The sequence below is a fragment of the Psychrobacter sp. 1Y6 genome (genome assembly GCF_052258385.2).
Lineage (GTDB): Bacteria > Pseudomonadota > Gammaproteobacteria > Pseudomonadales > Moraxellaceae > Psychrobacter.
This window is the reverse complement of the sequence record NZ_JBQQEW020000002.1, coordinates 18,097-39,509: the sequence shown is the minus strand read 5'-3', so window position 1 is coordinate 39,509 and position 21,413 is coordinate 18,097. Positions and strand designations below refer to the sequence as shown.

Below are 21,413 nucleotides of genomic sequence, written 5' to 3'. Positions count from 1 at the left end.
GAGCTATAGAAGGTCAAGTAACACTTCATATCGTTTGGTAATGTAGCATAATAACCCATCAAACGGAGTACGTAAATTTATCCATTGAGCAGTGCGGACTGGTATCATAAGCAGTTTTCATTTTGAAATGCTGCCTGTAGTATTAACAGGTCTATCCGAGTTTTGGATTTTGACTAAAAATTCAAAACTCATAATTTTGGATAATTTGCGATGCGCCTGTCTACTATTAATCTACAAAAGCGTTTGAGTACTCACTCAAATCAATTACCGCTATGGTTTACGCTAGTAGCAGCATGGCTTGCAGGGGCTATTTTTTTATTTGCGCTAGCGCCTCATGGGTTCTGGCCGCTAGCAATAGTGTCACCAGCGATTTTATATGCGCTGTTGGTACCAAATATGAGTGGTCGTCGCGCTTTTATTATCGGTGAAGCTTACGGTATGGGGCTATGGTGCGTCGGCGGCTTTTGGCTCTATACTGCCATCCATGATTATAGCGATACTCCAACGTGGCTCGCATTGATTATGATTGGATTGATGGGTCTCGGTATGGGACTGTTTCATGGATTTTTAGCACTAGTCTTTAACCGTATGGTAGGCAAACAACCCTTTTCATTTGCTGCTCTTTGGGTGCTACAAGAATGGTTAAAAACTTGGTTATTCACAGGCTTTCCGTGGCTGTTTGTTGGTTATGCATTTACTGAAGAGTATTGGTTATCGTCCTTAGCACCCGTTGCTGGTGTTTTTGCCGTTTCTTTTGTTGCCATACTATTGGCTGCAAGTTTAGTAGAGCTACTGCTTCGACGCAGTAGTTATGCCGTCGTTTCTGTACTGTTATTAGCCATTAGCACATCATTATGGCTGGTCAATCCGCAATGGACAAAACCTAAGGGCACACCTGATCTGTCAGTGTCATTGATTCAAGGTAATATTTCACAAGATATAAAGTGGCTGACGCAATATCAAGTAGAAACGCTAAAGATTTATGCGAAGTTAACGCGCACTGAGTGGGGACGTGATGTGGTGGTGTGGCCTGAATCATCTATTCCGATGTTTCAGGATGAGGCTGCGGGCTTTATTAGTGAAATGATAGAAATGGCCAATGCGACCAATACGACATGGATAACTGGTATCCCTTATAAGGATAAAGCGGCATTCAATGCCAGTACGGATAAGTATCCCCCATTTTACAATAGCGTGATTGCTCGAGGTGTAGAAGCGGAAGGCTTATACAAGAAGCAGCGTCTAGTGCCTTTTGGAGAGTATATTCCATTTGAAGGCGTGCTCGATATTTTCCCAAGTTTGGCCGGTAGTCAGGATATTAAGAGCTATAGTCGTGGTAGTGATCAGCAGTCACCGCTAAAGGTGCGTGAACACAATATAGGGACGGCTATCTGTTATGAGGTAGCTTATCCAGATACCACGCGTAAAAATGCCATCGATACTGACTTTTTGTTGACCGTCTCTAACGATGCCTGGTTTGGCACTTCAGCAGGACCATTGCAACATTTGCAAATGGTACAAATGCGCGCGCTTGAGAACGGGCGCTGGTTTATTCGAGCGACCAATACTGGTGTTACCGCTATCATTAACCATAAAGGTCGTATTGTAAAACGCGCACCGCAGTTTGAGCGTACTGTACTACGTGGTGAGATACAGGCACGGGTTGGTAACACGCCCTTTATGCTTATGGGAAATTATCCTATCTTGATAATAATAACCCTGTTATTACTAATAAGCTATTTTGGCAAAGGTCTAACCACACTTAGAAGACGAGGGTAATAGTAAACTTAATCATAATAATTTAATCAGCGTAAGTTTTTTATTTTTTCTAGGTAACGTCCTAACGCACGTAAATATAAAAGTTTTAAACTATTGATCACATAAGAACTGATTGAAAAAATTATGTTGACATAAGGCACGCGCCTCATACTTAAAAAGAGATAGCTATATACGGTCTATCATCTTTTAGTTGATACTTTCATTTAATGCACGCGATTTTTGATTGTCATCTGCCTTAGTACCAAATTCAATAGTTGCATGTTGTATATTCTGATGCGCCAAATCTTCCTTGATGTTTTCTTTCATAGTAATAGTCTCTTCAAACGTTATATCGGTCTTCGGTACAATATGAACTGTAAGAGCATTCTCAGTGGTACTCAAAGCCCAGATATGTAAATGATGAAAGTTTTGAATAAAATTATAGCTCTCTAAGATAGCAGTGATTTTACTGAGATCAACATTTTGAGGTACTCCGTCGATAGCAAGCTTGATACTCTCTTTTAGTAGACCCCAAGTCGATAACAGTATAACGACTGAAATAATCAAGCTAACTAGAGGATCAACGATATTCCAACTTGTATAGTAAATAATAATGCCCGAGATAACGACACCTACAGAGACCAATGCATCTACCATTAGATGCAAGAAAGCACCTTTGACATTAATATCGTCTTTTTGACCTTTGTAGAATGCAAAAGCAGAAACAGTATTTATAAATACACCTATTAGAGCTGTAATAATAATAACTTTTCCTGCAACTTCCGGTATCGTATCAAATCGACCCAAGGCCTCATACGCAATACCTATAACGATTGTAACTAACAATATGGCGTTAATAAGAGACGCCATTATAGAAGCTTTTTTGTAGCCATAGGTATAAAGCGTAGTAGATGCTTTCTGTGCTAATTTCATTCCAATTAACGAGATTATTAAACTGGCAACATCACTTAAGTTGTGGCTAGCGTCTGCGATTAAAGCTAATGAATTAGTTGAGTAGCCCACTATAAACTCGATGAGCGTAAATGCAGAATTTAGACCAATCCCAATATAAAAAGCTTTATTCATATTTTTAGGGTCTGGAGCTTGATGACTGTGGTTATCTGAATTACTCATAATTTACCCTTGTTTAGGTTGCTGCATTTTATTAAAGGTAGAAAATAAGTTTATTGCATATTTTCTATATTGCACAGTCAATATTGCTCTAATACCGTAGACCCACTTATTTTTATCAATAAACTGAGCCACAACTTGATTGTGTGTCCTATCTCTCCTTGGGCGAAAAAAGCGGATTTTACTGTAATCTAACTGGCTTACGTAAGCTTCTTGTTCTCATGTTCAAGCTCTTTAGTATGTGTAGCTTAGTCTTGAATGTTGGTTAGTATAGTTTCATTAGTGTGCTTTTTATGACATGACCACATAAAGGTGTAATCGTTTAATGCTTCAATCAGCATACGAACGGCGCGTTCTTTAATCTCAGGAGTGTAGGTTTGTCTTTTCATTATCGTATTCTCTCAGAAAGATGATTTACCGCTTCTTAACAGCGCGTGTAAAACCTTGCATCTGACGACTAAGCCGGTCTTCATAGTAAACTATCCCAGTATTGTCAGAAACTTAACGTCTTGTGAGGATGTACTAAGTGCTAACTTCAAAATAATTGAAATGCTTACGCTAAATGACGACAAGAAAAGCCTAAGCAATCTAACGAAGAATCAGATATTAAAAACCTAATCTGTATGACAAATAAAAAAATGCCTCTGGGAGTTGACTCCCAGAGGCATTTAGTTTTAAATGTAGATAACGGTTACAGTGTGTTGACGCACCCTGTAACGAACAAATAAGCACACAGACTGCGTTATTTGAACAGCATTAAATGCCCGTATAGGTGCATTTTATCCAAAATCTGCTTTCATATCAACTCTATTTGCTATACATTTTAAAAACTGCTTGTTCGCTCGTTACATTTTCGTGCTGCTCTCTCTGTACCCGTTACCCGTCAAATGGGTGGCAGGCCTCGGTGACGACTGCGTTTGACATAAGGGTGAGCTCCCTACAGGGGTGACTAGACAAAGGATCAGAGCAACGCAATGAGTGGTTACTTGTGCATATCGTAGCGGTATATTGGGCGAACGCCCTTGCTAGCGTATGACAGCACAGTAGCGGTTATGAGCGTGTCTAGGCGGTGCTATCAGCCGTAATCATAACAGCCGTAGCTTGATACAGTGATACGGTCTTGATGACGCGATGGGCGATGAAGTCGGCATGACTAATCACATCAAATTCAAGGAATGCACTAAAGTGTTTGTGAGTATTTTTATTATACTCATAATTGCTTTAGGGTGAGTGTTCCTTGAAATCTGCTCAAGGCTCCAAAATCAGCATAAATTCACTTAGGCTAATTTAAGTAGTATATAGCCCACTAGGCTATATACTATGAGAGTTCAGAGAAAAATTTAGAATATTTATTATACAACCATCATTTATTCAGTGAGTCGATATTGTCATGGTGGATTCATAAGCTTAGTGTGAATAGAACGGGATTGACTTAGTTATTGTTAATAGGCCTCTATTACTAAGTTTAACTGATACTTTTAGTGTTAATTGTCTCTCGCATCTTTTCAATCTCTGCAGTCAATGAGCTACTCTTTTCCTGTTCTGATTGATAGTTAACTGAAAGCTCATCATACTGCTCACTCAATGCAGTGTACTCTGTACTAAGCAAAGTTCTCTCATGATTTAACGTGTCGTGTTGCTTAATCAGTAGCTGATGATCTGCTTCAATCTTAGCTTGCTTTTGAGTCAGCTGCTCATTGATCCCTGATAACTTATTACGTTCAGCGATTATCGCTTTTAATTCTCCTTTTACCTCTGCTGTAAGGTTCATTATTTGGTTGTGCTGAGTAGTCACTGTTTTTAGCTCAACTTTGGCTGCTTCAAGCTCTGTCTTCACACGTGTGATCTCTGCTTTATCGCTATTGGCAGTGGCTTCAAGCGTGGCCACCTTCGATATGTTGGCACTCAGCTCTTTTGATTGCTGATCAAAACTGCTACGCAGGTCAGTAAGTTGAGCCTGAGCTGCCGCTGTTTTAGCTCGTTCAAGTTCCAGCTGGTGCTGAGTATCGTTGAGTGTCTGTGTCAGCGTATCCCGTTCAACAGTCACTTGAGCCGCGGTGATAGCCGTTGCCTCTGCAGTTGCTGTGACCTCATCGAGCTGTTCTAACAAATCAGCCTGCTCACTCTCTAGGGTCTTAACCGCTTCTTGAGCCTCGTCTGTCTCAGCTTGCGACTTGGCTTTAATACTCTCTAGAGCCTCCCGTTCTTTAACCAGACGATCATTGGCAATATCAATGGCCGTTTGCCACATATCCGCACCAAGCGTTTGTAAGCGTTCAGCAATGCCACTTGGTAGCTCAACCTGTCTTAGCTGCTCTTCTTGTTGGTTATCCTGACGCCAAGACTTCATGGCTTCACTGATGGTCGTGAATGATCCACCACCCAGCGCCTTACGCACTTCGGCTAAAGTAGGTTTGATACCTTGTTCGTGCAGTTGATCAGCAATAGCATGAATTTGCTGTGTAGTAATGGCCATAATTATTGTCCTTAATTTTGTATGAGTAAATATTTAGCGTTTGTAGTATGTTGTATATATTATAATACAATGTACTACATAATACAGTATAGGATATAAAAAAACCTCAAGCAATCTTGAGGTCATAATCGTTAGATTGTGGCTAACGATCAGTTAAGTACTCCTCTAGAGCATTACTATCATTTGTTAATGATTAGCGCCTGGTTGTCTGTATACCTAAATTTGGCAGTAATACTTGGGCTAATAGCGCTGATTTTTTTAGAGAACCCTAGTGGCTTGATACTGCCAAAGCTAGCACTTAACCACTCAGCAATAAGATATTTTTGTTAGTCTACGTATATTCTAAATAATCACGAATAGGACACTTAGTGAAAACTGAAGAATCCGTCTTTAGTCTTTTGACCATCTCAATTGCCCACTCTGCCTCATTTTGGCCTGCTAAACTGGTGGAGCTGACCAGATGGTTATAATTGGCTATAAATTCTTTATTCATAACAATGCGCTTTAATTGTGCGTCACTTAGACCTTTAATTGAAAAAGAATTCAGATCACTCTTCAACGCTTTTGACTGCTTAGCCCCTACCTTGGCTTGACTGCTATCTTTAAAACTAAACACAATCTCACTCACCACTCGCCCTTTTTTCTTTTGAGTATAGGTTATCTTATAAGGCGTGTGCGCATGAATATCACTGATGGCTTTATCGATAACATAGCGTTTAAAATTATAAAAATCGGAATAACTTTCAACGCAATTAAATTTTTCACGCAAATAGTCAATGGTATATGTCTTCTTTTTGTGATCTTGGAACATACAACTGGCAATTAGTTCAAATAAAATCATGCCATAACTGCCAAGATTAATAATCCAATGTCGCTCCCATTTGGTGAATGGATTTTCACGATCGAATACTGATAGCATCTCAATCACCGTATCGGCCAGTATAACTTCTAACTGTCCCTCGTTTTCCTTATATTCGCACTGAACAAGCCAAGACACTCCAGTTCTATGCGTTCGTTCATTATTCTTAAAATTCCAAAAAAAGAATGCTTTGTGCAGCATGCTATCAGCAACTTCTGCCAAGGTACGGTAAATACTTTTTTTGCCTAAATTATATTCACGGGCAAACTCTAGCGCATTAACCACAAACATTCGTTTCCTGGCATCAGGGTCATTTTCTACATGCTTACGTACTAATGGCGATAAAAACATAATCAGACGCCGCTCATTCAGGTCCAAATCTGAAATGGCATTTAATAAACGGTTTTGCATCACCAGCCATTTATCACTGTAAATTGGTTTGGGCTTACTCTCAGCTTCACTGATATTTTGTAATGGTTTGATTTCCTTATCATTTGGGGTAATCAAATCAAAATTAAAATCAAATTTCGTCTCTATGACGGGCTCGATAATAAGGATAGTGGCATTATTATCACCCACTGTCCTTCTTACATGAGCAGTAAGTTCATCGCGCTCTTTTTCGCTTAAATTCTTATCTACTTTGACCGTATAAGACTCGCCAACAAGCTCTCGTAGATTATTTTGGAACTGCGTCATCTCATCGCTATTCATATCACAATATTTCGCTTTAACCGACCATTTAGGTAATAATAGGCGGTATTAACGAAAAATACAATTTACTATTTCGTTAATACCGCCTAAACTTTCGTATAATACCGCCTAAACTTTCGTATAATACCGCCTAAACTTTCGTATTTAAAAAATACTTTCCCGCTGTAGACCAAGTAAAATAAGTGTCTGTGCCGATTTTTACCTTCAGGACAAAAGCTTTTAAAAATTATTAGAAAGTAAGAAATATATTTTTGTTTTAAGTAATAGGAAAATAAGCAAAAAAACCGATGAATTTGAAATAATAATATGAGCTACCAACTGCTTGTAAAATTATTTAGTAGCTCAACAAGCTGTTGTCCGTTTACTTGATATTAATCCTCACTTTCATAGTTCGGATCAAGAGTCGACCTCTGGAAATTTCCAAAAGCACGGCCAAAGATATTTTGAATGTTTGCATCTGTCATTTTGGACAGAGCTGGTTTCATGTTCTCAACTTCAATCTAAGGCTCATTTTTTGTAGATAATTTGGATTCACTTTTAGTAGCCATTATCGATATCTCTGTAAATACATCTCAAATCGTTGCTAGAAAGCCTAAAAATTACCCTTATACGCATTCTATGCTCTGTTTTATACCTTGGTAGCTAAAGATATTTTAAAGCGCTTAAAACAGCTAAAAATCGTCTTCTAGCATTTCGCTAATTAGAAGACGATTCAGTTGTACTGATGAATAGGCTATTGCTAACAGTAACAGTTATTGAGCTGCTGAATCGTCATCAAACAATGAACCGTACTCACTATCTTGATTGTCTTCATGTGAAGTAAAACTGCTTGATACCATCTTAGCCTCACCTTGCATCTTATGAGCAATTGACTTTAAAAACTCACGGTGCTTTTTCAAACGGACATATTTTTCATTATCGTGTGCATCTAAAAAAATAGCTTGCAGTTCATGATTGTCATCATCGTCTAATGCGTTGGCCAACCACTCCCCCAATATTTTATGTGCTTCAAGCCTGTCCTGATCAATCTCTTTTTTAAGAGCCTGTAATTGCTTAATCTTATTTGCAAATAAATCATCTGATATTACTGACATTACTTCATCCTTTTTTTAGCCAACTATGATAGAGTTGATCCTAGCAGTACATACACAGGTATGCAAGGTAGTAAAATACACAAGACCACATCGTTTCGTGGGCGCAGTAGTATTTTAACCCTCTGTTAAGAGCGAACTTAGGAGTTTATGTAAAAAAGGCCCACAAGGGGCGCTATTTTTTTACATAAACTCCGTCGTTCGGCAGGGGGCGAACCCCCTACAACCCCCAAAAAATCATCTCTCAATATTGGGTTTTTTTGCTATGAATAATAAAGGGTTTCATCTGTCGGTTAGCGCCGTTAGTAAGGCGAAAAATCATAGTGTGGTGGCAAAGTCGGCTTATAATTCTGGCTCAAAACTGGTTGATGAGCAGTCAGGAGTCGTCCACGATTATACCAGTAAAGCTAAAGACAAAATCTTAAACTTAGTGGACAGTGATGGCACTAAATACACGCAAGTTATTGAGAAAAATGTGGTGCATACGGCGTTGTTAACGCCAACTCTTGCTGGGGATCTAGCAGTGACACGTGAGGGTTTTTGGAATGATATCGAACGCATTGAGACTCGTAAAAACGCGCAATTGGGTACTGAGATTGATGTGATGTTTCCTGATGGAATCACCGCTGATCAGCGTATAGTTCTGGCCGAGTGCTACGCTCAAACCTTATCTGATCGCTATAACGTGCTTGTCGATGTGGCCATTCATCGGCCCCACAGTCACGAGAAACATGTGGGGGAGGTTGAAGTGGTTGAGCTGACCAGTCGTAACTTTCATGCCCATATTTTACTCTCAAGCCGTGAGATAGTAGCGGATGTTAAGGGTTATGCTTTATCAGCACGCAAGAATTGGTTGCAGTGGTCAACGGAGGAGCGGTTATCTAAGGGGTTAAACGGGCGCGGCGATGAACTTAAATATCAACGCACCCTTTGGGCGGATATGGCCAATGAGCTACTGCCTGAGAATAAAACCATTAGTGAGAAATCCTACCGTGAGCTGGGCATCAGTCGTTTACCAAAAATGAAACTGGGTAAGTCACTATATAAGGATATTCTCAAAGGCAATCGTTCAGTGATTCATGAGTACAACGAGACGATTGATGAGATCAATGCTTACATTGAAAAAAATGGTCTGGTAATTGAGTATGACGACAAGGGACGTATTGACCTAGAAAGCAATGAACAAGAGGTTAACGGCGTCACAATACATTATAAAAAGCGTAAACCCTTTGCGCGAATTGAGCTCAGTAATATCCGCTTTGTAGATCCTGCCGCTGAACTTGAACCCGCTATCCCTAAAAATAAGAGTCAGACGCATAGTGATGCGGCCAATGATCACGCACTTGATGAGCTTTTAGCAATCTCAGCCAACTTTGTGAGTCAAAAAAAGATGGTACGCAGCGCCTTATTTTCAACCATTGATGCGCTGCATGAAGAGTTAGCGCACCAGTCTAAACAGATTATTACCATTGATAAAAACATTAAGAGTACCCAGCGGTTCACCGAGGAGGTGGGACAGGATTTTAGCGAGCCCCGCCAAAAAATGATTGAGCTTGCCCGGAAAATACATACGAAAGAGCAAAGTGAGGCACTAAAGACGGCTTTAGTGTTGGTTGATCAATTTAGACAAGATGACACCCTACAAACAGGCCGCGCTGTTAGCCGTCTTGAAGAGCAGCTGTCACAGATTGATAAAACGATGCTGAACAATAAAACGGTTTTAAAAAAGCTTATTCCCCTTAACAATCGAGTTATTGATGATCATAAGGCGCTAAAGGCCACCCTAAAACCGTTTGCCGCAACGCTGAATAAGCTGGCTACTGATTTTAAAGCGCTTGATGAGATTGATGTTGAAAAAACTGAGCTGCAGCGGCACTGGCGGGAGGCGTTTGAGGATTTGCAGACGATCGAGGTAACGAGCAACCTTGACACCTATCATAAGTTCGCGGCAATGGCAGATCTTGATGTTGAGCGTTTTAAAGCGCTTGAGCAAGAGCGTGAGGCGCTGCGTGCTCTTAAAGCGGTAGAGATAGATGATACCGCTGAGGCACGTTTGAAGATGCTTGTATCTGATGTAAAGACATTTAAAACCGCCAATAATGAAGACATCAAACAATTAAAGCTGCAAATCAATACTAGTCAAAAAACCTATCAGCGCCTATCGCCGTTTTATGAGCAGCGTATTGCCCTTCTTGATCAAAGTGAAGCGGTGATTGTGCAAGATGATAACTTATACGATGAGATTACCCGTACCAAGACCACTCAATTGAACGCAGATCGGCTTGATGACTGGCGTACTCGTACCATGGCGCTCCAATACCAGCTCAACAAAGCGCATGAGCAAGCCGAAACTGAGAACAAAGCCAGGCGTGAGCGAGAGGAAGCAGAGAAGCGGCGGCAAGAAAAACAACAAAAAGAGCAAGATGCTACTGCCCTTGCGCGTACCCGACAGGCAGAAGTCAAGGCGTATCAGAGCAGGTTTGATAATATGCTGGTACGGGTTAAAGACCGTATTGATAAGATCGACTTTAAAGCGATTGATACTACTGCCACTGTGATAGAGGCGGCTGAAAAGTTAGCTGCTGAGGCCCTCGTTTTAAAAACGCTTCAGCATACTGATAACGTCACCGCGTTGCAAAAGCGTTTGCGAGACACGGATGCAGAACGGGTGATGATAGACAGAGATACGTCGGTACAGACACTATTACAAGCGCTCGGCACGCTTCCTAGCGACCGTCATAAAATTGATACTATAAACGCGCTTAATGAGCGTTTTGAGCAGGTTCCTGACATCCGCGTGGGCACGCAAAATTTAGCGCAAATCTTGGCCGCACAAGTGCTGGATATAGACAATGCTATTCAAGAAAAAGCGCGCCATTACTCGTCACCACGCCCATTTTAGTTGTGATGATTACAATAATGAGTACTTACTATGAATAAAAATGACCGCACTGAGCAAGACATACACGATCAACTTGTTAATCTAGTGACTTCATTGACTCCGGTCATTGGGGCCTTGCGTGAGCTGATTAAGCGAGCCGATGATGCGGTAGCGAGGCGGCTTGAGCGTTCGCTTAGCGGTATTGATAGCAAGGTGAATGAGGTGTCTTCTGCCATTGAAGAATTAGGTAGTAGCGCAAGCACGACTTCGCAGGCATTGAGTCAGTATCAAGAACTCGTGTTAAAGCAGCTACAAGCGGCAGTGACTGCTTTTACTGACAATGAGATGCCGCGTCGTTATGATGAAAAAATAGCAGGCATCATCACCGATATGAAACAGCAGATTGATACGGCTGTAGAGTCGGTCGTTACTGCTAAAAACGACAGCATAGAGGTACAAGTGAGTACCATGCAAGCGGTGGCTGACAAGCTTGGCGCAAGCGCTGACAATCTAGCCCTATTCACCAATCAGTACCAAGCTGGTCATAAGCAGATTATTGAAGATATTGAGACCTTTGAGACCACCACCAAAACGCGGATTGAGCAGGTTGAGGGTAGAGCTAGTAAAGACTTGGACAAAATTCATAAGTCCATTGAGACTATGAGTATTAAAAGGATTGCAGCCGTTGTCGCAGCGGGTACGATGGCTGTGATAATAAGTTTGGTGGCCCTGGTATTTTGGTATGTGCCAAGCTTTGATGAGATTGCAGAGATGAGATACCAGCAAGCAGAGCTACAGCGCGGCATCGATGAGCTTGAAACGGGGTGGAAGCAGGCATTTGATAACGCTCAAAGTCAGCAGATTATTTTGGCTTGTGATGTTAATGAAGCGCAGCCTGATGCAATCAGCTGGTGCGTTAGAGCAGACAGCAAAAGTGTTTTGAGAGATGAGAGAGGCTTTGTTTATTATAAAATAGCTGGGGTGCCGCGTGCAGAGCCGACTGAGTAAAGGCATATGGTAACAGTAAGCCATATTGCCCAAAAGTGCGTCTTCTGAGACATATAAGACTGAAAAAAGCTTGTTTGATTGTCGTTATCTTTGTCTATATCAAGAAGCCAGATAATGACACTTTATCTGGCTTTAAGGATTATTGTTTCTTGTTAAACAAGAAGTCTGTAAATATAAGCTAAAGCCATTACGCTGCTTGGTCAGTGTGAGCTGTGACCAACTCTATAAAAGCAGTTTCAAGGGTGCTTAACGCATGATCGTCAACGATAAGACCGTCATCTAGCTGTCGTTGCACCCAGACATAAACCGCTTCATCATTATAAAGAATGGGGTCAACACCAAGTAGGGTTGCCAGCTGTAAGCCTTGCTCTATTTGTAAGCTTAATAACAGCTGAGAGGCTAACGTTTTAGTCTGTTCACTAAACCATGTGCAGCTATTGAGCCGAGATAGATTGTTATTCATTGGTATTCTCCTATAGACCATTATATGCATATAATAAATAAAATGACTTACTACAGGTCAAATTATACCTATATTTTAATCTATTGCAAGAGAAAATAACCTTCTGTAGGTCTTTTTATTCGTTTAAAGACAATCACAGCTCATGACAACGTTATTTATGCTGGTGACTCACTGCTGTCCTCATTTATGATTTCGTATAAATCACCAACATTGATTCTAAGATAAGTACATAAAGACTCGATGACATCTAGATCAACGCGGGTGGCTTCTTCATGATACATGCGAGTAATGGTGCCACGATTGATGCCAGTATCTCTTGAGATATCGGCAATTTTAAGGCGTCTTTCACCCATGATGGTCGATAAGTGACACTTCACCATAGTGGTTCCCTCATTCATATTAGTGGTTTTTGATTGGTGAGCGGATTATAACGAATATGAGCGGCTAAAGTATTGCTTTTAGTAGCTCATATTGATACTTGATAGCTACACTTTATATGTTAGCAGTCAGTTTACTGGGGCATCTCAGTCTTTGATAAATTTATGCATTTTTATGAATATTATTCACATAGAAATTCAGTCGATATCAAAGATATAGTTATTTTTTAAAAATGTTGCTATTCATCTAACTATTGAGTAAAGTCTTAATAATACTCAAATACTCAAATACTCAAATACTCAAATACTCAAATACTCAAATACTCAAATACTCAAATACTCAAATACTCAAATACTCAAATACTCAAACTTAGGATTGCTCTATGAAAGTCATTGCTGTGTTGAATCAAAAAGGAGGCAGTGGCAAGACAACTATTGCCACTCAATTAGCTCGTGGCTTGCAGCTGCAAGGACATAGTGTATTGCTAGTAGATAGTGATCAGCAGGGCAGTGCACGGGATTGGCGAGCTGTAGATGAAGATAATCCAGTACCAGTGATAGGTCTCGATAGACCTACGCTTGATAAAGATCTAAAAAACGTCTCTGATAAAGAGTATGTGGTGATTGATGGTTCACCACAAGCAACTAGTTTGGCTTTATCTGCAATTAAGGCGGCTGATTTTGTATTAATTCCTGTACAGCCTAGCCCATACGATGTCTGGGCGACTAGCGATTTAGTAGACTTAGTAAAGCAGCGTATAGAGATGACTGACGGTAAACTAAAAGCAGCCTTTGTAGTGTCTAGGGCAATTCAGAATACTAATATTGGTAAGGATGTGGCTTCAGTTTTACTAGAGTACGGTCTACCTGTGTTAGATAGTAGAATTATGCAACGTGTAAGTTATCCAAATAGCGCAGCATTAGGCAAGACCGTGTTTGATACTGAGTCAGTGAATAGTAATGCGGTACAAGAAATGACAGCATTGGTTAATGAAATTAAAACATTCTTTGATAAGGAGTAAATGATGAGCTTAGCAGCAGGTCGTCCCAGCAAGAAGGTAAAAGATGAGTTATCTTTGTCAGACGTGACCGATAGTCCTCAAAAAACGGCACGAGTAAACTTTAACATTGACAAAGATAAGTATATTGCATTCAAAAAGTTTGCGCTTGATAACCGAAAGACAGTGACTGAGCTATTAACTGAAATGATTGAAGAAAAGTTGGTTGAGCGATAGGCATAAAAAATCCGATTTTTTATGCCTATAAAAAGGATATGTATAAAAAACTCAAAAAACTATACATATTATCGGATTTTAGGGCTGATTTTTGACAACTCCCATTCAGCCAGAATTTTTCATAGTGACAGACTAATAACGAGTATTGTTACCCTTGATTTGTTACTGTTAATCTATACGTAGTTGCGCTATCTATGCGCTATTTAGAAACTATCTTTTACTGCCTAACCTGTAGAAAGATTGTACTTCTTACAGGTTAGATTTGTTTTAGTCCGATATTTCTACAGGTTAGCTTTATAAATACCTATTAAAACAACTGGCTAACTGAATTCAAACTTTAACTAATACTGCCCCTCAGAACATAGAGAACAAAAAAACATGGCTAAAACACCTGCAAATAAGAACGACACTATAAAAGACGGTCGCTTTGAAGAAGCCCTTTGGGATGCTGCCAACAAGCTACGAGGTAGTGTTGAATCCTCAGAATATAAGCATATCGTCCTTAGCCTGATTTTCTTAAAATTCATCAGTGATACTTTTGAGCAGCAGCGCCAAAAGCTTATTGATACGGGCTATGAAAAGCATATCGACATGGTGCAAGCCTATACCAAAGACAACGTATTCTATTTACCGGAGGAGAGTCGTTGGAGTTTTATCCAGCAGAATGCTAAGCAAGAAGACATCGCGCTTAAAATCGATACGGCGCTCAGTACCATTGAAAAGACCAATCAATCCCTCAAAGGTGCATTGCCTGACAACTACTTCTCGCGTCTTGGCTTAACAGCCAGTAAGCTTGCTGCCTTGATTGATGTCGTCAATAACATTGATACTATTGGTAATCCAGAAGAAGACACGGTCGGGCGCGTGTACGAGTATTTCTTGGGTAAGTTTGCCGCGACTGAAGGTAAAGGCGGTGGTGAGTTCTATACGCCTAAGTCTGTGGTCAATCTCATTGCAGAAATGGTTGAGCCGTATCAAGGCAAAATCTATGATCCTTGTTGTGGCTCAGGCGGTATGTTCGTCCAGTCCATCAAATTCATCGAGAGTCACCACGGCAATACCAAAGACGTGTCTATCTATGGGCAAGAGTACACCAGCACGACCTACAAGCTCGCTAAGATGAACCTTGCCATTCGTGGTATCTCTAGCAACTTGGGTGATGTGGCAGCCGATACCTTCTTTAAAGATCAGCACGAAGACCTCAAAGCCGATTTCATCATGGCAAACCCACCTTTTAACCAAAAGGATTGGCGCACGCCTGACGAGCTGGTCGATGATCCACGCTGGGCAGGCTATCCGACACCGCCGACGGGCAATGCCAACTATGCATGGATATTGCACATGATATCCAAGCTCTCTGAGCATGGTACAGCAGGTTTCGTATTGGCCAATGGTTCGATGTCTACTACTACCAGTGGTGAAGGTGATATACGCGAGCAAATCATCAAAAACGATCTGGTCGATTGTATGATTGCGCTACCGGGTCAGTTGTTTTATACCACGCAGATTCCAGTGTGCTTATGGTTTATCAGTAAAGACAAAGCCGCCAAGTCTGCTGATAGTAAAGCTCGCGGTTTACGTAATCGTAGCGGTGAAACGCTATTCATTGATGCCCGTAATATCGGTGCGATGATTGACCGTACTCATAAAGAGTTCTCTACTGATGATATCGAAGCGATTGCCAAGACGTATCATGCATGGCGCGGCGAAGCGGAAGCTGGCGGCTATGAAGCCTATGCGGATGAAGCAGGCTATTGCAAATCGGCAAGCCTAGACGATATTAAAGCCAATGATTATGTACTCACGCCTGGACGTTATGTTGGCGCGGCAGCGATAGAAGATGACGGTATCCCGTTTGAGACAAAGATGTTAGAACTTAGCCGAACGCTATATGCACAAATGCAAGAGTCACAAAAGCTCGATGCGACCATTTTTCAGAACTTGGAGGTGTTGGGTTATGGTGAGTGATTGGGTAAAAACAACTCTTGGAAAATTTACGACTTTACAACGTGGCCATGACTTGCCTTCTGCAACAAGAATTTCTGGGAACATACCAATATTAGGTTCATTCGGTATTACTGGTTGGCATAATGAATCAAAAGTAAGTGGTCCAGGTGTTACGGTTGGTAGAAGTGGAGCGTCCTATGGTGTGGTTTCTTATTCTGAAGTAGACTACTGGCCTTTAAATACAGCTCTATTTGTAAAAGATTTTCATGGCAACCATCCTAAATTTGCTTACTATTTTTTAAAGTCTATGGATTTTGAAAGATACAACTCTGGTAGTGCTGTTCAGTCTCTTAATAGAAATCATATTCATCCAATAGAAATCAGCATTCCACCGCTTCCAGAACAGAAAGCCATTGCTCATATTCTTGGCTCTTTAGACGATAAAATCGAGCTAAACCGTCAAATGAACGAAACACTTGAGGCGATGGCGCAGGCGTTGTTTAAGAGTTGGTTTGTGGATTTTGATCCTGTTATTGATAATGCGCTCGCGGCTGGTAACGCCATTCCTGATGAGTTTATGGAACGCGCTGAGCAGCGTAAAGCCACCGAGAGAAAGGATAACTCAGATATTCAAAGTTTATTTTCTGATGAGTTTGAGTTTACGGAAGAGATGGGGTGGATTCCGAGGGGGTGGCTGGTTAAAAATAGTGGTGATTTATTTGACGTTAGAGATGGTACGCATGACTCACCAAAAAAATCTGATGAAGGTAAATATTTAATTACATCAAGACATATCACAAGTGGTGTTATAGATTATCCCAACGCATACCTTATCTCACAAGATGATTTTGATGAAGTCAATAAAAGGAGCCTAGTTGAAAGTTATGATATTTTAATAACAATGATCGGTACCGTAGGAGTATCAATGCTTGTATTGCAAGATGAAGTTGATTTTGCAATTAAGAATGTCGGATTGTTTAAAACAAGTAGTAATAAAAGTTATGCTGTTTTCTTTTATCTGTATTTGAATTCAAACTATATGACACAGTTCTTAGATTCGAGGCTTGCTGGAACAACTCAAAAATATCTAACGCTCAAAGTTTTAAGGGCTTTACCTGTAGTCACCCCTGATGATGAAACATTGAGTTATTTTGTTAATAACATATCACCTATTTTCAAAAAAATTCACTCCAATCATGAGCAAATGGGAACTCTATCAAAACTACGCGATACCCTTTTACCCAAGTTAATGTCAGGTGAATTGCGTATTTCTGATGCAGCTGAACTGGTGGATAAAGTTCTATAGCTTTCAATAGCAAACGTTTATCCCAAAACCATAATGATTAATGGAATCTGGTATGAAGAAGCTTTTACTTAGTTTGGCACTCAGCTTGGGCGCTTTATCTGCGACTCCTGCAATGGCTGCCGCTCCTGCTTTCTCTGCCAGTCAAATGGCTCAGGTCAAAATCAAGGACTTGAGCTTTAAAGAAGTCATGCGTGAGTTCTATAGTGGTCGTACGGGTTATGAGTTTATTGATGATGAATATATTGAGTCGATGCCAAATATTGGTTTAGACAGTATTGATAGCGATGGAGAGAGAACAGTTGCTCTAATGCATCCGGTATTGCCTTATAAAAATGTAGCAGGTGAGCCACGTTATTTGGCCATCATCGAAAAAGTGCAAGTCAATAATGGTTCATTGGTTTCTTGCCATGTTTGTGGTGCAACAGCTGATTTATACAGTTTTCAAAAGCTAAGTAACGGCCAGTTTCAATTGGTAAGTAAAACACCAAAGGACGTGGAGTTTTCTACTAGCTGGGGGCGAGTTGGACTTTATGCCGAAGATATTCAGAACGGTCTACAGCCGTTGGGGAAAAACCTAATGGGCAGTATATTTATGAATGGTTATACCTCTACTGGGACAACGGATACCTGGTGGGATGTCCTATATTTATCTGAAAATGCATTTATTGATGTATATACATTGGGTGATGCTGGTTCAAGTAATGCTGGGAATTATGAGGAAGACTCACCTCTGTACTACAGCTATGATGTCACTTTTAAAGTTATGCCTGAAAACACTACTTATTATCCTATTAAATTGACTTATAAAGGCGATAAACCTACTGACGACTATGAGCGTATCAATAGTGTCAATTACAGCAAGATTGTGAAGTTCAATCCGGTGAAAAAGGCTTATGAATAATTTAGCTTTGGTTTAGCCGTGAACTGGCGTATTAATCGTTGATAAAGATAATATAGAATAATAAAAAGGACTTACCATTGAAATTCACCGAAGACAGACTTGAACAAGCCATTATCGAGCTACTAGCAGCTGAGGGCTATCCACATACGCTAGGCGAAGCACTCGACCGTAATCCTGACGATGTGCTGATTAAGTCTGATCTTCGACAGTTTCTAGCCACCCGTTATAAAGATGACTTGATCACAGAATATGAGATTGAGTCCATCATTCATAAGCTTGAGTACCTTCCTGCGTCTGATCTGTACGACACCAACAAAGCCATTATGAAGTTTGTCGCTGATGGGTTTTTCTTGAAACGTGAGGACTATACCCAAAAAGACTTATACATCCAGCTGCTTGATTATGAGGCACTCGATAACAATCGCTACCGCATCGTTAATCAGATGGAGATACAAGGCTTTGAGCTGCGTATTCCTGATGGCATTCTCTACATCAATGGCTTACCACTGGTGGTGTTTGAGTTTAAGAGTAGCATTCGTGAAGATGCCACTATGTTTGATGCCTATACCCAGCTGACCACTCGCTATAAGCGCGATATTCCAGAGCTGTTTAAATACAATGCCCTATGTGTGATCAGTGATGGGGTCAACTCAAAGATGGGCTCGTTCTTTGCGCCTTATGAGTTCTACTACTCTTGGCGCAAAGTTACAGGCGATGAGAAGTTAGAGAAAGATGGCATCCACTCTTTACTAACCATGATGAGCGGATTATTTGATAAAGCGCGTTTGGTTGATGTCATCCGCAACTTCATCTATGTGCCTGACAAATCAAGCAAGGAAGAGAAAATCGTTTGTCGTTATCCGCAGTATTATGCTGCCACCAAACTGTTTGACAATATCAAGCGCCATATGAAATTGCTTGATAATCATGGCAACTTAATAAATGATAATGGCTTACGAGACGGTAAAGGCGGTACGTACTTTGGTGCCACTGGCTGTGGTAAGAGCTATACCATGCTGTTTCTAGCACGTCTGCTGATGCGCGACGTGGATCTTGGTAGCCCGACTATTATTTTAATCACTGATCGCACCGACTTAGATGATCAGTTATCCAAAACCTTTACCAATGCTAAGACCTATATCGGTGATGAGGAAATCATCAGTGTCGAAAGTCGTGCTGAGCTACGAGAGAAGCTGAAAGGGCGCAGAAGTGGCGGTGTGTTCTTGACCACCATTCATAAGTTCACCGAAGACTTAGCCCTATTGACCGAGCGTACCAACGTTATCTGTATCTCAGATGAAGCGCACCGCAGCCAAATTAATCTCCAGCAGAAGATCACCGTCACCGAAGATGGGGTCAAAAAGACCTACGGCTTCGCTAAGTACCTACATGATTCATTGCCCAATGCCACCTACGTGGGCTTCACGGGTACACCGATTGATGCCACCCTTGATGTCTTCGGCCCAGTCATTGATAGCTATACCATGGTTGAGTCGGTATTCGATGAAATCACGGTACGTATCGTCTATGAAGGCCGTGCGGCCAAAGTGCTACTCGATAGCAAGCAGCTTGATGAAGTCGAAAAATACTATAAAGAAAGTGCGGACGCTGGCACCAATGAGTACCAGATAGAGAAAAGCAAGAAAGCCATGGCGAGTATGTCCACCATTCTTGGTGATCCTGACCGCATCAGAGCCATTGCTGAAGACTTTGTTCAGCATTATGAGGCGCGAGTAGAAGAGGGCACGACGCAAAAAGGTAAGGCGATGTTTGTCTGTAGCAGCCGTGAAGCTGCTTATCAGCTCTATAAAGACATCATTGACCTGCGCCCTGAATGGAATGAAGTAAGAGCGTGTGAGGAAGGCTCAACCTTATCAGAGAGTGATAAGAAAAATGTCATGCCCATGGAGCGCGTCAAGATGATCATGACTCGTAACAAGGATGACGAAAAAGGCATGTGGGACAATCTGGGTAATAAAGACTACCGCAAAGAGCTTGATCGTCAGTTTAAAAACGGCAAGTCTAACTTTAAGATCGCCATTGTTGTCGATATGTGGCTCACAGGCTTTGACGTGCCATTTCTCGATACCATCTACATTGATAAACCCCTACAAAAGCACAGCCTGATTCAGACCATCTCACGGGTCAATCGTAAGTTTGAAGGCAAGGAAAGCGGCTTAGTCGTTGATTACATCGGCATCAAAAAGCAAATGAATCTAGCGCTCTCGCATTATACCAGCGGTCAGGTTCAAAACCTAGACGATATCCAAAAGTCAGTCGTGGTGGTCAAAGACCATTTGAACCTGCTGGATACGGTTTATCATAAGTTTGACTCTAGCCTTTACTTTAATGGCACGCCACTAGAGCAGCTGAACTGCTTAAATGCGGCGGCTGACTTTGCGCTGCAATCTAAGAAGCTAGAGAAACGCTTTATGGATTTAGCCAAGCGTCTGAAGTCTGCCTATGATATTTGCGTGGGTAGTGAAGCGCTCACCAAGGCGCATAAAGACAAGATTCATTACTACCTAGCCATTCGTACCATCATCTTTAAAATCACGACTGGCGGCGCACCTGACGTTGAGCAGATGAACCAAAAGGTACGTGACCTGGTCAAAGACGCGCTGATGAGTGATGGCGTTGAAGAGATCTTTAAGTTGGGTGATAACACCGACGGTGAGATAGATATCTTCGATGAAGACTACTTAGCCAAGCTTGAAGTAATCAAGCAGCCAAGTACCAAGCTAGAGCTACTACAACAGCTGCTCGCAAAAGCCATTGGTGAGCTTAAAAAGACCAATAAGGTGAAGGGCGTTGATTTTAGTAAGAAGATGAATGCTTTGGTCGAGAAGTATAATGACCGTGACGAGCAAGACATACTGCGCGCTGAGGTCATTGGTGATTTCTCCGATGAGATCATCAAGCTATATAACGAGCTACGGGTTGAGATGGCGTCGTTTGGTGAGATGGGTATCGACTTTGAAGAAAAAGCGTTTTATGACATTCTGCTATCATTGGCGCATAAGTACGATTTCACTTATCCAGAGGACAAGCTGATTGAGCTGTCTAAAGAAGTGAAAAAGCTCATCGATGAGAAGGCTAAATACACTGACTGGAACAAGCGTGATGACATCAAAGCTGAGCTACAGTTTGATTTGATGGTATTGCTCGATGAATGGGGCTATCCACCTGTAGATTCCAAAGAGGTCTACAAAGAGATATTTGAGCAGGCTGAGAACTTTAAGAGGCATCGGGTGGTTTAGTTATATTTA

The 21,413-nt window shown here is 41.2% G+C and carries 15 protein-coding genes; 9 read left to right on the top strand and 6 right to left on the bottom strand.

The genetic code is table 11. The annotated features are described in order from the left end of the window. Window positions 1-210 precede the first annotated feature (210 nt). Window positions 211-1,779: an apolipoprotein N-acyltransferase gene (gene lnt, locus ACTXGF_RS27165; RefSeq protein WP_068039556.1), complete on the top strand. Its 1,569-nt coding sequence runs from the start codon at window positions 211-213 to the stop codon at window positions 1,777-1,779. 186 nt (window positions 1,780-1,965) lie between these two features. Here lnt and ACTXGF_RS27160 read toward each other — a convergent pair whose 3' ends face one another. From ACTXGF_RS27160 to ACTXGF_RS27145, 4 genes are all read right to left on the bottom strand, one after another. Beyond that, entirely contained in the window at window positions 1,966-2,892 is a 927-nt protein-coding gene (locus ACTXGF_RS27160) for a cation diffusion facilitator family transporter (protein ID WP_114701933.1), read from the bottom strand. A 1,462-nt stretch (window positions 2,893-4,354) separates the two neighbouring features. Beyond that, window positions 4,355-5,365, bottom strand: coding sequence for a DNA-binding protein (locus tag ACTXGF_RS27155; RefSeq protein WP_443535582.1), 1,011 nt, complete (start codon window positions 5,363-5,365; stop codon window positions 4,355-4,357). A gap of 331 nt (window positions 5,366-5,696) precedes the next feature. Continuing rightward, complete coding sequence (locus ACTXGF_RS27150) at window positions 5,697-6,935, bottom strand: replication initiation protein (RefSeq protein ID WP_443535584.1); 1,239 nt, start codon at window positions 6,933-6,935, stop codon at window positions 5,697-5,699. Between the two features lie 752 nt (window positions 6,936-7,687). Next, the gene (locus tag ACTXGF_RS27145; protein WP_114701936.1) at window positions 7,688-8,029 is read right to left on the bottom strand and encodes a hypothetical protein; all 342 of its coding nucleotides are present in this window, start codon (window positions 8,027-8,029) and stop codon (window positions 7,688-7,690) included. A 262-nt stretch (window positions 8,030-8,291) separates the two neighbouring features. Here ACTXGF_RS27145 and ACTXGF_RS27140 point away from each other — a divergent pair, with 262 nt between their 5' ends. Beyond that, window positions 8,292-10,928 (top strand): MobA/MobL family protein, encoded by a 2,637-nt coding sequence (locus ACTXGF_RS27140; protein ID WP_443535586.1) that lies wholly within the window; start codon window positions 8,292-8,294, stop codon window positions 10,926-10,928. A gap of 30 nt (window positions 10,929-10,958) precedes the next feature. Further along, on the top strand, window positions 10,959-11,915 hold the full coding sequence (locus ACTXGF_RS27135; protein ID WP_443535587.1) for a hypothetical protein: 957 nt from the start codon (window positions 10,959-10,961) through the stop codon (window positions 11,913-11,915). Between the two features lie 187 nt (window positions 11,916-12,102). Here ACTXGF_RS27135 and ACTXGF_RS27130 read toward each other — a convergent pair whose 3' ends face one another. Both ACTXGF_RS27130 and ACTXGF_RS27125 read right to left on the bottom strand, forming a co-directional pair. Further along, window positions 12,103-12,378: a hypothetical protein gene (locus ACTXGF_RS27130; RefSeq protein ID WP_443535589.1), complete on the bottom strand. Its 276-nt coding sequence runs from the start codon at window positions 12,376-12,378 to the stop codon at window positions 12,103-12,105. 155 nt (window positions 12,379-12,533) lie between these two features. Beyond that, complete coding sequence (locus tag ACTXGF_RS27125) at window positions 12,534-12,758, bottom strand: helix-turn-helix domain-containing protein (RefSeq protein WP_057758779.1); 225 nt, start codon at window positions 12,756-12,758, stop codon at window positions 12,534-12,536. A 380-nt stretch (window positions 12,759-13,138) separates the two neighbouring features. Between ACTXGF_RS27125 and parA the strand changes: the two genes are divergently transcribed. The 6 genes from parA (at window position 13,139) to ACTXGF_RS27095 (ending at window position 21,404) form a co-directional block, all read left to right on the top strand. Continuing rightward, window positions 13,139-13,777, top strand: a complete 639-nt coding sequence (gene parA, locus ACTXGF_RS27120; RefSeq protein WP_057758778.1) for a ParA family partition ATPase — start codon at window positions 13,139-13,141, stop codon at window positions 13,775-13,777. Then, window positions 13,778-13,990 (top strand): hypothetical protein, encoded by a 213-nt coding sequence (locus ACTXGF_RS27115; protein ID WP_156410677.1) that lies wholly within the window; start codon window positions 13,778-13,780, stop codon window positions 13,988-13,990. A gap of 378 nt (window positions 13,991-14,368) precedes the next feature. Then, window positions 14,369-15,958, top strand: coding sequence for a class I SAM-dependent DNA methyltransferase (locus ACTXGF_RS27110; protein ID WP_443535640.1), 1,590 nt, complete (start codon window positions 14,369-14,371; stop codon window positions 15,956-15,958). Beyond that, window positions 15,948-17,243 carry a restriction endonuclease subunit S gene (locus tag ACTXGF_RS27105; RefSeq protein WP_443535642.1) on the top strand — a complete coding sequence of 432 codons (1,296 nt, stop codon included), beginning with the start codon at window positions 15,948-15,950 and terminating at the stop codon, window positions 17,241-17,243. The genes ACTXGF_RS27110 and ACTXGF_RS27105 overlap by 11 nt, the downstream gene beginning before the upstream one ends. A 52-nt stretch (window positions 17,244-17,295) precedes the next feature. Continuing rightward, window positions 17,296-18,144, top strand: coding sequence for a hypothetical protein (locus tag ACTXGF_RS27100; RefSeq protein ID WP_443535644.1), 849 nt, complete (start codon window positions 17,296-17,298; stop codon window positions 18,142-18,144). Between the two features lie 77 nt (window positions 18,145-18,221). Then, window positions 18,222-21,404, top strand: a complete 3,183-nt coding sequence (locus tag ACTXGF_RS27095; protein WP_443535646.1) for a type I restriction endonuclease subunit R — start codon at window positions 18,222-18,224, stop codon at window positions 21,402-21,404. The last annotated feature ends 9 nt before the right edge of the window (window positions 21,405-21,413 follow it).

Excerpts from the sequence above, each read along its gene's own strand:
- lnt (WP_068039556.1), top strand. The coding sequence starts at position 211 with ATGCGCCTGTCTACTATTAATCTACAAAAGCGTTTGAGTACTCACTCA.
- ACTXGF_RS27160 (WP_114701933.1), bottom strand. The coding sequence starts at position 2,892 with ATGAGTAATTCAGATAACCACAGTCATCAAGCTCCAGACCCTAAAAAT.
- ACTXGF_RS27155 (WP_443535582.1), bottom strand. The coding sequence starts at position 5,365 with ATGGCCATTACTACACAGCAAATTCATGCTATTGCTGATCAACTGCAC.
- ACTXGF_RS27150 (WP_443535584.1), bottom strand. The coding sequence starts at position 6,935 with ATGAATAGCGATGAGATGACGCAGTTCCAAAATAATCTACGAGAGCTT.
- ACTXGF_RS27145 (WP_114701936.1), bottom strand. The coding sequence starts at position 8,029 with ATGTCAGTAATATCAGATGATTTATTTGCAAATAAGATTAAGCAATTA.
- ACTXGF_RS27140 (WP_443535586.1), top strand. The coding sequence starts at position 8,292 with ATGAATAATAAAGGGTTTCATCTGTCGGTTAGCGCCGTTAGTAAGGCG.
- ACTXGF_RS27135 (WP_443535587.1), top strand. The coding sequence starts at position 10,959 with ATGAATAAAAATGACCGCACTGAGCAAGACATACACGATCAACTTGTT.
- ACTXGF_RS27130 (WP_443535589.1), bottom strand. The coding sequence starts at position 12,378 with ATGAATAACAATCTATCTCGGCTCAATAGCTGCACATGGTTTAGTGAA.
- ACTXGF_RS27125 (WP_057758779.1), bottom strand. The coding sequence starts at position 12,758 with ATGGTGAAGTGTCACTTATCGACCATCATGGGTGAAAGACGCCTTAAA.
- parA (WP_057758778.1), top strand. The coding sequence starts at position 13,139 with ATGAAAGTCATTGCTGTGTTGAATCAAAAAGGAGGCAGTGGCAAGACA.
- ACTXGF_RS27115 (WP_156410677.1), top strand. The coding sequence starts at position 13,778 with ATGATGAGCTTAGCAGCAGGTCGTCCCAGCAAGAAGGTAAAAGATGAG.
- ACTXGF_RS27110 (WP_443535640.1), top strand. The coding sequence starts at position 14,369 with ATGGCTAAAACACCTGCAAATAAGAACGACACTATAAAAGACGGTCGC.
- ACTXGF_RS27105 (WP_443535642.1), top strand. The coding sequence starts at position 15,948 with ATGGTGAGTGATTGGGTAAAAACAACTCTTGGAAAATTTACGACTTTA.
- ACTXGF_RS27100 (WP_443535644.1), top strand. The coding sequence starts at position 17,296 with ATGAAGAAGCTTTTACTTAGTTTGGCACTCAGCTTGGGCGCTTTATCT.